This window comes from Lacticaseibacillus paracasei subsp. paracasei, from assembly GCF_000829035.1.
GTDB classification, from domain to species: Bacteria; Bacillota; Bacilli; order Lactobacillales; family Lactobacillaceae; genus Lacticaseibacillus; species Lacticaseibacillus paracasei.
This window is the reverse complement of record NZ_AP012541.1, coordinates 1,181,146-1,193,340: the sequence shown is the minus strand read 5'-3', so window position 1 is coordinate 1,193,340 and position 12,195 is coordinate 1,181,146. Positions and strand designations below refer to the sequence as shown.

Annotated in this window: 12 protein-coding genes; 4 read left to right on the top strand and 8 right to left on the bottom strand. The window is 48.3% G+C overall.

From position 1 onward, the window contains the following. Positions 1–33: 33 nt before the first annotated feature. The 7 genes from pnuC to LBPC_RS16750 form a co-directional block, all read right to left on the bottom strand. Entirely contained in the window at positions 34–765 is a 732-nt protein-coding gene (pnuC, locus tag LBPC_RS05955; RefSeq protein ID WP_003565044.1) for a nicotinamide riboside transporter PnuC, read from the bottom strand. Positions 766–1,026: 261 nt separating this feature from the next. Further along, positions 1,027–1,962, bottom strand: a complete 936-nt coding sequence (locus tag LBPC_RS05950; RefSeq protein WP_003661144.1) for an SDR family NAD(P)-dependent oxidoreductase — start codon at positions 1,960–1,962, stop codon at positions 1,027–1,029. Positions 1,963–2,010: 48 nt separating this feature from the next. After that, complete coding sequence (gene msrA / locus LBPC_RS05945; RefSeq protein WP_003661145.1) at positions 2,011–2,841, bottom strand: peptide-methionine (S)-S-oxide reductase MsrA; 831 nt, start codon at positions 2,839–2,841, stop codon at positions 2,011–2,013. A gap of 597 nt (positions 2,842–3,438) precedes the next feature. Then, complete coding sequence (locus LBPC_RS05940) at positions 3,439–4,122, bottom strand: histidine phosphatase family protein (RefSeq protein WP_003565038.1); 684 nt, start codon at positions 4,120–4,122, stop codon at positions 3,439–3,441. A 102-nt stretch (positions 4,123–4,224) separates the two neighbouring features. Further along, positions 4,225–5,091, bottom strand: coding sequence for an L-serine ammonia-lyase, iron-sulfur-dependent, subunit alpha (gene sdaAA, locus LBPC_RS05935; RefSeq protein WP_003569998.1), 867 nt, complete (start codon positions 5,089–5,091; stop codon positions 4,225–4,227). Positions 5,092–5,139: 48 nt separating this feature from the next. Next, a complete protein-coding gene (sdaAB, locus tag LBPC_RS05930; RefSeq protein ID WP_003565035.1) occupies positions 5,140–5,805 on the bottom strand; it encodes an L-serine ammonia-lyase, iron-sulfur-dependent subunit beta in 666 nt (221 codons plus the stop codon). Positions 5,806–6,013: 208 nt separating this feature from the next. Next, positions 6,014–6,616: a DUF1054 family protein gene (locus LBPC_RS16750; protein ID WP_003569996.1), complete on the bottom strand. Its 603-nt coding sequence runs from the start codon at positions 6,614–6,616 to the stop codon at positions 6,014–6,016. Positions 6,617–6,686: 70 nt separating this feature from the next. Between LBPC_RS16750 and LBPC_RS05920 the strand changes: the two genes are divergently transcribed. Next, a complete protein-coding gene (locus tag LBPC_RS05920; protein ID WP_003603449.1) occupies positions 6,687–7,127 on the top strand; it encodes a YueI family protein in 441 nt (146 codons plus the stop codon). Positions 7,128–7,158: 31 nt separating this feature from the next. Here LBPC_RS05920 and LBPC_RS05915 read toward each other — a convergent pair whose 3' ends face one another. Next, positions 7,159–9,126 carry a hypothetical protein gene (locus LBPC_RS05915; RefSeq protein ID WP_003661147.1) on the bottom strand — a complete coding sequence of 656 codons (1,968 nt, stop codon included), beginning with the start codon at positions 9,124–9,126 and terminating at the stop codon, positions 7,159–7,161. Positions 9,127–9,343: 217 nt separating this feature from the next. On the opposite strand from LBPC_RS05915, the gene LBPC_RS05910 reads away from it, so the two are divergent. The 3 genes from LBPC_RS05910 to LBPC_RS05900 all read left to right on the top strand — a co-directional run bounded on the left by LBPC_RS05910 (position 9,344) and on the right by LBPC_RS05900 (position 12,147). Next, positions 9,344–10,639: a replication-associated recombination protein A gene (locus LBPC_RS05910; protein ID WP_003574701.1), complete on the top strand. Its 1,296-nt coding sequence runs from the start codon at positions 9,344–9,346 to the stop codon at positions 10,637–10,639. 671 nt (positions 10,640–11,310) lie between these two features. Next, positions 11,311–11,589: a hypothetical protein gene (locus tag LBPC_RS05905; protein WP_003569988.1), complete on the top strand. Its 279-nt coding sequence runs from the start codon at positions 11,311–11,313 to the stop codon at positions 11,587–11,589. 60 nt (positions 11,590–11,649) lie between these two features. After that, positions 11,650–12,147 (top strand): universal stress protein, encoded by a 498-nt coding sequence (locus tag LBPC_RS05900; RefSeq protein WP_003565021.1) that lies wholly within the window; start codon positions 11,650–11,652, stop codon positions 12,145–12,147. The last annotated feature ends 48 nt before the right edge of the window (positions 12,148–12,195 follow it).

Here is a 12,195-nt window from a genome sequence, read left to right as displayed (position 1 = left end):
CAAACATTACCACAAACACAGCTAAAGCACCACTTAGATCGTTTTTAGACCCAGCTGCTTGCGGCCCCGATTGAACCATGGACTAACCGTGAAGGCCAAAATATCATTAATGACGTAAATGCTGGCATTAATCGCCATCGCTAAACTGGCATCCCCTTGCGCAAAAGTAATGGCCCATAAAACGAGCTGAGCCACGCCACTGAACAACCACCAGAAGTATTGATTGTTGTATCGCAGGAAGCAAACAATCCCACCAGTCAATGAAATCGCAAAAGCCATACCATCAAAAATCGGCCGCGGATCATTGGTAAACTGGCCGATCAAATAGGCGCTTACCGCCCACACAATCAACGTAAAGCCAATTGACAGCATCCATTTCTGGGCATTGAATGTCTTCAAGTTGTTCTTAGTATCATCATTCCAAGTCCGAACGCTAATCAAAACTGGCAAATCAAGTGTCACCACATAGGCTAGCTGTTCAAACATTGATAGATAATTGCGGGCGATAAAGCCGACATAGATAAAACATGCGGCACTCAAAAGACCTAACCACCCATTGACTGCTTTAGTGGCATTAATGGCCAAGACGCAAAGCACACCCAAAGTTGTCCCAATAAAAGTAATGATAGTCACGGGGGTTATCTTAGCATCTACAAGGGTCATCAACTGACACCCAAAAGCAAACCAGAACAAATAATAGTTTTGCTGCGGCCACCCCTTCAACTGATGCATCAACCAACTAAAATAATTCCCAGATGTTTGCACAAACAAGACTCCCTTAAACTTTCGTTTTCGTTGCATTGACAACGACTATGCTCTATTATGCAACAAATTTTTTTAAATGTAAGTCTTGAATATACAATATATTGGTGTTAGCGAGTGTGCTCACCACTATATGTACCATTTTAGGTGAACCGCTTACACAACGCTAATCACAGCAAAAATAGCATGGGATCAGCAGAAATGATGCTTTTGGGGCATTAGCAAAGTCGCTTCTTAGAAAATCTAACGTGCCCAAAATGGCAATCATACGCCAGTTACATTGCGTGAAGCCCGATATAAACGATCAAGCAACTTCTGATCGTGTAATTCGGGCCGCTGATTCCAAGCCCATAATGCCGGGTAACCTCGCAAACCACGCCATGCATGTGGTGCATAAATCACGCCGCCTTGCGCATTGGGATCAGTTGCGGCGTACAGTGCTGGCAATGCCGCCTGATCTGGCGACTGCCGGAGAAACGGCAGCAAGCGAAAACTCAACGCACCCATTCGCATCAACCACGCAGTTTTCCTTGAGCTGATTGTTTTCAAACTTGTTGCGGCTAATCCCGGACTTGAGCCAGTCACGGTCACCGACTGTCCTGCCTCTGTCAATAGCTGATTGAGCTTAACCACCATCATCGCTTGCGCCAGCTTGGTAGTCGTATAAATCGTCCAAGGGCGATAGTCATGGCCATCAAACTGATTAAAGGTCAAATGTGGTCGACCCATGGCGATTGAGGCAACGTTAACCACACGGGCATGATCCGATCGCAATAGTAGCGGCATCAGTTCGATTGTTAAGATAAATCCGGCAAAATAATTCACTGCCCACATCAGCTCGAGACCGTCACGGGTCAAGGTACGCTTAGCGGGCATCATCACACCGGCATTATTGATTAAAATATCCAGCTTCGGAAGCATCCTCAGCAGGCGGTTGGCTAATTGTTTAGTGGCTGCTTGATCCGCCAGATCAGCGCCCATAAACGTGACATTTTGTTGACCGGTTTGCGCCCTTAACTTGGCTGCAGCAGTGACGCCTTTTGATGCCTGTTTGCCAACAATGATCACCGTTGCCCCGTGCCGCAACAAAGCAGCACTCATTGCAAACCCAACTCCGCTGGTACCACCTGTTACGACCGCATAGCTGCCGTGAAGATCAGGCATATTCTTTTGCGTCCAATGTCGTATCGGTTCCCGCATAGGCCACTACCTCCGTTTCAACAACAACTGCCATTTGACTGCAAGAATTTATGCCTTTTTACGCCGTTTCAACATCACCCGCAGGTTGCCTTGTGCACGCTGAAATTGAAGAAACTGGCGGCGCGTCCGTTCAACCATCTGGTAGCGCTTCGGATTCTTTTTATAAAAGTCTTGATGATAGTTCTCGGCTGGCCAAAAAGTCGCAACAGGTTCAATTGCAGTGATGATTGGCCGCAAATAACGCCCAGAAGCAGCCAATTCAGCCTTAGCCGCTTCCGCTATCTGGCGTTGCATATCGTCTTTGGCAAAAATCACAGGACGATATTGACTGCCGCGATCTTGAAATTGCCCCAGTGCATCAGTCGGATCAGTTAACTGAAAATAAAGCGCCACTAATGCCGCGTAGCTCATTTTGCGGGTATCAAAAATAATTTCAACGGCTTCAACATGCCCGGTATAGCCGCCGATCACTTGTTCATAAGTGGGATGTGCGCTATGCCCGCCAGTGTACCCCGAAGTGACTGCGGTGATACCAGGCAAATCGACGAATGGTTCAACCATACACCAGAAACAACCGCCAGCAAAAATGGCCCGCTCCTGAAACGGCATGTCGCGATCAAAATGAGCACTCAAATCTGTCTGCACTGCCCCTGCTGGATCACCGGTCTCTGCCCGATAAAAATCAGACACATCCGGGGTCAGGTTATCACGCATCGCCAATGGCCGCAAAGATGATTCAAGTTGGGCCCAGCCTTCCGCCACTGGTCGCCCGGCCTCTACCAAATGTTTGGCCTGGCGCAATTGTTCGCGCTCAAATGCACGCGTTCCCGGTGCAAGCATCAAGTTAGTCACCTTAGCTAAAAATACATCTTGCTCCATGTCACCAGCTCCTTTTAAATGTGCTTATCAACTTAACGACGATGAATAAGCTTGCCTATTTTTACTAAGTTATCACGGTCACAAAAACTGTGATGGCCCATATCTTAAGGACAAGTATACGCGCGAATGGCGAATTTCGATAGCGCACAACCTTTTTACTCTGATGAACCTAACCGAGCCACCTAAAATATAGACAAGTGCCATCACTAAAAACAATCTAAGATTAATTCTCAGCCAGACAAAAAGGAACAATTTCAATTAGAAAAATTGTTCCTTTTTGGTGCAATATTTATTGCGATTTTAAAGGCAGTAGTGCCAAGGCGAAGCAATCGTAGGCCAGATGGGGCTCAGCCGTGGAAACAACACAGCGACCGGGCTTTGTCGCTGATGTTGTTAGGCGACTTTGAGACCGCGCACTTTGCGAGCTCAAAGCACCGTCTCTGCTCTAGCTTCGCGTCGCAAGCCCCAGCTGGCCGGAGATTGCGGAGTTTGGCACGGCAAGGAAGTTATAGCCTAGCATCTTCCTGTGATTATTCGGAATTTAATGAATCACAAGCCCGATGAGAGCATTATGTCTCACCTACTTTTCCAATATTTTTACGATAATTCTTCTTTTAATCCCTGATCACGAAACTCAGTGTTGTCCATCCAGTCAACTTTAAATCGCCCGTTGTCATAGGTAACCTTGCTAACACTGGCATTCGTGAGTTCGGTCCGATTTGGCAAATCGCCACCATGCGCTCGTAACCACAGGAGACTGGCCGTGCCATGGCTGACGACCAACACATTGGTCTCATTCGCAGCTTCTGCGGCTGTCACAATTCGGCGCATGGCAAAATCATACCGAGAAACCACTTGTTGCGTATTCTCAGCTTGATTAGTTGCATCAGCTGCGTGTATCCCATCAGGAATCGCTTCCAGCGGCATTTTACCGCTGCGCACAAGAATGTGATAATCCGGAACACCAAAAACCTCCTGTGAAACATCTTTTAACGATCGTCCTTCAAAAACGCCATCATTTTCTTCACGCAGTCCTTTGTCGGTTTCAATTGCCAGCTTTACCTGCATGCCCAGTAAAATTTGTTGCGCAGTTTCCTGTGCTCGAAGCAGATCACTGGCAACGACTCGGTCGATCATCAAACCGCTTGCCCGCAACCCGCGGCCCAAAGCCAATGCCTGTTTACGGCCACGCGCATTGAGTTGCGAATTGGTGATACCTTGAATTAACTGGCTGACATTACCGGCTGTTTCCCCATGACGAACAATATAGAAATGAATCACGAGCTCCTCCTGTGTTTCCGTTTAAACTGCAACTGACGCTAACACCCAGCTTGGGGCATCTCCACAAATATCACGTCCTGAAATAGCCAAGACTGACAATGATTATTTACCGAAAATTTCCTCTTTCAAACGCAATCCGGTTGGTGTCGTTGCTAAGCCGCCTTCGCCTGTTTCCCGTAAGGTCGCTGGTAATTGCATCCCGACACGATTCACAGCCTCAATCACTTCATCAGCCGGAATAACACTGATGCAACCAGCCAACGCCATGTCAGCAGAAATCATCGCCTGACTGGCGCCCAGCGCGTTGCGTTTTACACACGGCACCTCAACTAACCCAGCGACTGGATCACAGACTAACCCGAGCATGTTCTGTAAGGTAATGGCAACTGCAGTCGCTGCTTGCTCCACCGTACCGCCATTAGCCGTTACCAACGCAGCTGCCGCCATTGCACTCGCAGAACCGACTTCCTCTTGGCAGCCGCCTTCTGCACCTGCAATTCCCGCATTATTGGCAATCACTAGGCCAAACGCACCAGCGGTAAAAAGAAAATCCAACTGTTGATCATGACTTAGATGCAACCGATCACGCATAGCAAGCAGAACACCAGCTAAAACGCCAGCTGATCCTGCAGTGGGTGTGGCACAAATCAAGCCCATTTTGGCATTAACCTCGTTAACAGCAACCGCATTGCGAACAGCCTCCATGATCGGCTTGCCGCTCATGAACTGACCACTGGTGACATAAGCGTCTAATTTCTTCGCCTCGCCGCCAGTCAAACCGGTAACACTTTTGACGCCAGCGATGCCTTCTTTGACGGATCGTTCCATGACTTCCAGATTGCGGCTCATAAGATGGCGAACTTGTGCCTCCGTCCGTGTCGAGTTTTCAACCTCGGTATGCACCATTAACGCAGCAACAGATGGAAACGCGTGACTTTGCTCAATCAATTCTTTGACGGTATAAAACATAGGCGACTCCTTTATCAAAACATCAGGGACAACAATTAAAAACGACTATCATTCGAAGTAAGTGACATTCACCATATGCGGCAATTGTTTCAACTTAGCCAAAATATCATCTTGATAGTCGTCTGTTTCAATAATCATGATCGCCTGCTCGCCTTTTGATTCGCGAGTCACAGTCATGGTACCGATGTTAATACCAGCATCGGAAAAGATTTTCGTCACCTGCGCGATCATCCCGGGAACGTCTTCATGAATTGTAATATAAGTTGGCTGCCCCATACTCAGAGAAATCTTAAAGCCATTGATTTCAGTAATCTGAATATTACCGCCGCCAATCGATACCCCAGTCACGGCTAGCCGGTGGTCGCCTTTTTGCAGCACGATATGCGCTGTGTTTGGATGATCAACTTTGTCGCTTTTCGGTACAAAGCTAACCTTAATGCCTTGATCATAGGCAAGCTTCATTGATTCAGGTAGATGCGGATCATCCGGCGCCATGCCTAATAATCCTGCGACCAAAGCCACATCTGTCCCGTGGCCGCGGTAAGTCTTGGCAAACGATTCATACAAGTAAATCGTGATCGTTTCTGGTGCTTCACCAAAAATATCGCGAACCACTTTTCCAATTCGGGCGGCACCTGCTGTATGGGAACTACTTGGGCCGACCATCACTGGACCGATAATATCAAACACACTATGAAATCGTACATCTGGCATGGCTTTTCTCCTTTAACATGATGCAGTTTGCTAGCTAATCCAAGTGGTGAACTAGGCAAAATAGGCGTTCGCCAAAACTTTACCAACACGCGCAGGCGAGCAACACCACAGTGTGATTCTACCACCCTAAACATGGCGGCGGACAGGTTTCGCTGAATTCTCATACAAAGCATTCAAAATGATCCATTTGCAGGCGATCACCCCGACATTAGACGTTTTGAACCAACTGATCAAACATTGGTTTAAGGGCGACAACCCGCTGTTGTATGTCCTGCCAAAGCCGCACGGGATCTGCCCAAATCGGATCATCTGCCAAATAAACTTTTCCTAGAAGGAACTCCGCCTTTTTAATCGTCTGAAATCGAGCCCCAACTGTCGCTAAATTGGCTGAAGTCAGTGGTAACATCGCCTTATCTGTATGCTCCCCTGCCACTTGCCATTTTCCCGGTAAGGTTGTTGCCATCGCGGTGATCCCCGTCAATACCCGCGACGCCGGCTTACTTTCACGTAAAACTGACAGCCACAAGAAGAGCCGATCATCCCAAAAGCCCAGCGCCAGATGCGGCACCATTTTGTAACCGCGTGAACTGGTTGAAAACGCGACCCAGGTATTCGGCGGCGGATTGCGATAGCGACGTTGATGCTTCGCAATGTGCGAATAGATCGCCTGCTGATCTGTTTGCAGCAGCGGCACAATCACCGTGGCGGCCTCAGCAAACTTGGGATCCAATTGTTCGCGAATCAAATGCATTCGTGTCGCCAGCGTTGTCGCCTTAAAAACGGCGAAATCTTCAAGTGTAAACAGAACCACAACCTCTTTTCCAAGATAAGAACATGTTACAATGAGGGCATATGAATGCGTTTAAAAGGAGGCACCATTAATGTCAGACGATAATATGCAGGAACATCTGAACAGTGCGATTTACGGTCCCCCGCAGACCAAACCCGATGAACGTCGAGCCTATATGGGCTCTTTGCGAGAACGTGTTGCTCTACAGGTCACCAATCAAGCATTGGCCGACCCCAAACGACAAGCGCAAGTGCAGCCTTTACTCAAAGACTTTCACGCTCATGGTTATAAAGCGTTGCTAAACGGGAAACTCGATAATGCCATCACAGGCCCCTATATGAAAATGCTCACGGATGCGAATGTGCCATTCACGCTGGTGGCTAATGAAACCGCGCAAACAGCCGACAAGGCCGCTGGATTGCTGATTGTTGCCGACACGGCGATTAATCAATCGAATGTTGATCTGCCACCACTTGAGCAAGATCCTGAAAAGCCGAAAAAACGTGGCTTTGATTTTTTTAAAAAGTTATAACCAACATCTGCCGAACATGACGGCAGATGTTTTATTTTTCGCTAAACAGATACGTGAGTAAAGCAGGTGCAATTGAATGCGCCGCGCCCATATCTGGTTGTTGTGGCAACGTTAAGTCGGGAATCGGATCGACACTGATGATGATAGCTTGGCCTTCAGGCTCAGCAGCATAGGCGTCATAAAGATTATCAATCACGATATCAACGGCGGCAATCGGCAATTCAAGCGCATCAGCAGCGGCAACCGCAAGTTGGTTGTAGCTTGGATCGATTTCGGTTGTAACATCATAAATATCGCCACCTGTTTGCGGGTGCGCCGCAGAAGCAAGGAAAATCTGCTGACCGCGCCGCAAGACAGTATTCATCGTAACCGATTGTAACTTCAACTGCCGATTTGCTGTTTCGTCAAGTTTGAGCTGCCGTGCATTCGGCCGCTTACCATTTTTCAACGCAATCAATTCTTTGATTGATTTACGACCATCGCCAACCACATTGGCAGCGGCATTTTCCAACACACTTACCACACGGCGACCTATAACAGTAAAATGATACGTTGTTCCCCGCCCCATCATCTCGACCAATACGCCGTGATCTTGGTTAGCAGCGTGAAAGGCTTGGGCGAATTGTTTGGCAGTCGGCGGCACCGCAAATTGCTCAACAGCAAGCCCATGACTACGCTGTTCAGGTTTCACGACGATACTTTTACGGGCAAAGCTTTGCTCAAAAGCAGCTTTAGCTTCAGGCCAACGTGTGAACTTGGCCCCTCTGGCAACAGGTAACCCAGCCGCCGCTAACACCTTTTTGGCGGCATGGCGATGTTCTGCTACCACCATGGCACTAGCAGGTGTGCGACTAGTCAACGCACCGTCAATCAACACATGGCGCTGAGTATCACTGGCAATCTGCAGAATGTTCTGTTCCCGATCCAGCAAGGTCCACTGATACCCGCCATCAATCACTGCCTGAAGCAAGGCTTGACTGTTGCCTGACAAGTTACTGAAGCCCGGCAAATCTTCTTCCATTGACAAATCTGCGTGGGCTTGCGTTGCTAACGGTGTTTGAGCTGCTGAAATATCATGATAAGCCGCCGCCGCCACCTGACCCGCAATCGTCGTTTCTGGCTTCAGGACTCGGCTTTGCATCAACTCAAAAGCTTGTTTGCGTTGCGGTGTGAGGCCGACCTGATTCAGCCAGACCGCCATGGCATCAATCGGTGCTGTCAAACTCGCGACCGGTGCCGTGGGATCGCCAGCAGCAATCTTCTGTGCTTCTGCCAAACTATGCCGGCGCACCTCAGCCGCCGCGGGCAATGGAATCGCTGGTTGACTCAAAGCAAACCAGCAACTGTCGATTAAAAAGTTCAACATTTGTTCCGTAACACCGCTCGCCGCATAAGGATCAAGTTCCACTGCAACATCCAAAGCCAATGTTCGCGCTAAGTGATCAGGGTCACTGACCTTTTGAACCAGTTGCCGTTCCTGATCCGGCGCAGGCCAAAATGCCCGGCCGTTTTTGGCCGGTGAAGCGGCAAAGAGATAAGTCAGTAACGGCAATTGTGTGATCAACCCATCAGCGACCAAATCATAAATTTGATTCCGGTACGTTACATAATCAGGGCCATTCCCTTGAAAATTTTCCGCCGTATAAAGCCGCTCAAACAACACTTCCGGCAAAACAATGCGAATGCGCTGATTATTTTCCAATCCGGTGGTGAAAACCGGCAGCTTGCCGTTTTCTGGCAGCGCTGCCCAGACGCGGCTGAGTCCCGCACGCAAATACGCCACAACTTCGCTGGGATCGTCTAAAAGCGGTGTCGTCAACTGTAACATTGTAGCCGACACCTGCTGCACCAACGCATGCCGACTCGCATTCGCCCACACTGGCAGCTGCTCGCCTTCCGCCAACACCGGCTTCACCGTCCGAATCACCCCAATCCGAGTGTCGTCCCGTAAGCCAAACAAGTTATTTTTCTGGATCAGTTGCCAATAATGATTCAACATGTGTCATTCCTTTATTTGATGATCTAGAATTAGATTAACACGCAGACAACAAGAGCGCGAGCTGGCGCGATCAGAAACCGGAGCGTAAGCATCCCCGTGCAACAACAACCGCCTATTTTCAAGTCACATCTCTATGCTAAACTAAGTCAATCATCTTAAAAGTACTTCCTATAGTTAATGTCTATTTTTAAACTGCCACACACAAGGAGGGTTCGCCTTGCAACAACCGCTTGCCTACCGCATGCGTCCACAAAATTTAGATGAAGTTGTCGGTCAACAAGACCTTGTTGGCCCAGATCGCATCATTCGTCGCATGGTCAGCGCTCATCGATTAAGCTCGATGATCCTCTATGGCCCGCCCGGTACCGGTAAAACCAGTATTGCCAGTGCCATTGCTGGCAGCACCAAGTATGCCTTCCGTATTTTAAATGCCGCTACCGATACTAAAAAGGATCTTCAAATCGTGGCTGAAGAGGCCAAAATGAGCGGAACCGTTATCTTGCTGCTAGACGAAATTCATCGGCTGGATAAAACCAAGCAAGACTTTTTACTGCCATTGTTGGAAAGTGGCCGCATCGTTTTAATTGGGGCAACCACCGAAAACCCTTATATGAACATTCAGCCAGCCATTCGCAGCCGAACTCAAATCTTTCAGGTTAAGCCACTGACGCCAGATGATATTGCAAGCGCCATCAAACGGGCTTTAGCCGATCACAAACGCGGACTTGGTGACTATCAGGTTGACTTACAGCCTGACGCACTTGATTATCTCACCCATGCAACCAATGGCGATTTACGATCAGCGTTGAACGGGCTTGAATTAGCGGTATTATCAACCCCAGCAAGCGATGACGGCACGATCACAATTGATCTAACTACCATTCAGCAAAGTCTGCAAAAGCCCGCTTTGGCTGGCGATACAAACGGCGACGCGCATTACGACATTATTTCGGCCTTTCAAAAATCCATTCGCGGCTCCGATGCTGATGCAGCTTTACATTACCTCGCTCGGCTAATCGCCATTGGTGACCTCAACAGCATTACCCGCCGACTGCTGGTCATTGCCTATGAAGACATTGGCCTTGCCAATCCAACCACTGCCAGTCGCACCTTGACCGCCATTCAAAGTGCTGAACGTCTCGGATTGCCGGAAGGTCGCATTCCGCTGGCTGATGCTGTCATTGATCTTTGCCTCGCACCTAAAAGCAACTCCGGTATCAAGGCTATTGACGAAGCTCTCGCCGATGTTGAAAACGGCAATGCCGGCCAAATCCCAGATGATTTACGCGATGCCCATTATCGCGGTGCCAAACAACTAGGCCATGGTATCGACTACAAACTGCCGCATAACTATCCCAACGGCTGGGTTGCACAGCAATATCTGCCTGACAACCTTAAAAATAAACACTACTATCAGCCTAAAGCCACCGGCAGATACGAAGCGGCACTGGCTCAGCGACTACAACAACTTAAAGACTGGCAGCGTGATGCGCAAAAGTCTAAGAAAAGGTAACGTAAGCGTTTACGCTTGCAACTACTTGCCTTCCCGTGCTACTATAACTATGAAAGTTCTAAGGTGTTCGCGCTTCCTTAACTATCAGTTGACCGAACAGTATCGAGACCTTGGGACCGGAAGAGTCTTGGACGGTGCTGCTATTTCACTTAGCGGCTAATGTCTCTGGCGTCTGGGCCCACATAGCTAGTAGCGGGTTTCAACGACCCGGGAAGAAAACGGCACCAATTAGCCTTTCACAAAAACCAAACCTGTTTTTGGCCGGCCCAGTGCCGGCTTTTTTTGTGGAAGCGTGAGCTAGCCCGGTTAGAAACCGGAGCATAAGTGGCCTCAGCCATAAATGGCTGGGTTTTGCCATTTATGGCTGAGGTCCTTATGTGCAGGTTTCTGGGCTGGCGAACGCGTTATAGAAAGCTAGCCCAGCGTCAGTTATAGCCTTCCGCAAAAGCAGCCTCAAGCGTGAGCCAGAGCGTTTAGAAGTTGGCATATAAGTGGCCCTAGGCGTGATGGTTGCACTTTGGCCAGCGCGTCCAAGGTCCTTACAGGTAGACCGAACCCGTTAATGTAAAGTGGGAACACGAGCGTCTAAAAGTCACTCAATTTTCAGAAAAATCCCCCCGCCATTCCCTGCCAGCTATGGCATAATAAAGAAAACAGATAGGAGGACTCTCGTGACTCTCTTGTTAATGGGCATTTACGCCGTAGTAACGTTTGCCTTAGCAGCCTATACATGGTCGCATCGTGAACAAAACTTTTTGATTATTAAGAAACCAACACCGGGATTAACCCGTTTTCTTAAACTATTTGCTTGCCTGTTTGTCCTTGTTGGCATTGCTGCTATCATTGGTGGTCTTTTCTTTCCGCTCTGGGCAAATCTCGTGATTTTGGTCGTTGGTGCCTTCTTAGCCATGATTTTCGTGCTAATTAGTCTGACCCAAATGAAGTTGTGAAACGCTTTTCATTTAATTCCATGATTAAATCAAGTACAATGAAGGTAGAGGTGATGAGGAATGTTACAACAATATCAACATATTTTGGTTGCGATCGATGGCTCATACGAAGCTGAGTTGGCATTCAAGAAAGCGGTTGCCGTTGCAAAACGGAATGACGCAGAATTGATTCTCATTCATATTGTCGACACCCGCGCGTTCCAGAACGTTTCCAGTTTTGACTCAGCGATGGTTGAACAAGTCACAGAAAACGCGAAGAGTACCATGGAAGGCTATGTGGATCAAGCCAAGAAGGCAGGATTGGACAAGGTCAGTTTCAGTATTGAGTATGGCGCTCCGAAGACGATCATCGCCCGTGATATCCCAAAGGCTAAGAATATCGACCTTATTATGATCGGCGCCACCGGTTTGAACGCTGTTGAACGCTTACTGATTGGGTCCGTCACTGAATATGTGACACGAAACGCACTTTGCGATGTCTTGGTTGTCCGGACCGATTTGGCCAACAAACCGGCACTGGCAAGCACTAAAAAGCCAACTGACAACAGTGATAAATAATCATTATAATTTTAATATTCAAGTAAGATAGGTCATTAAAACCTGCTT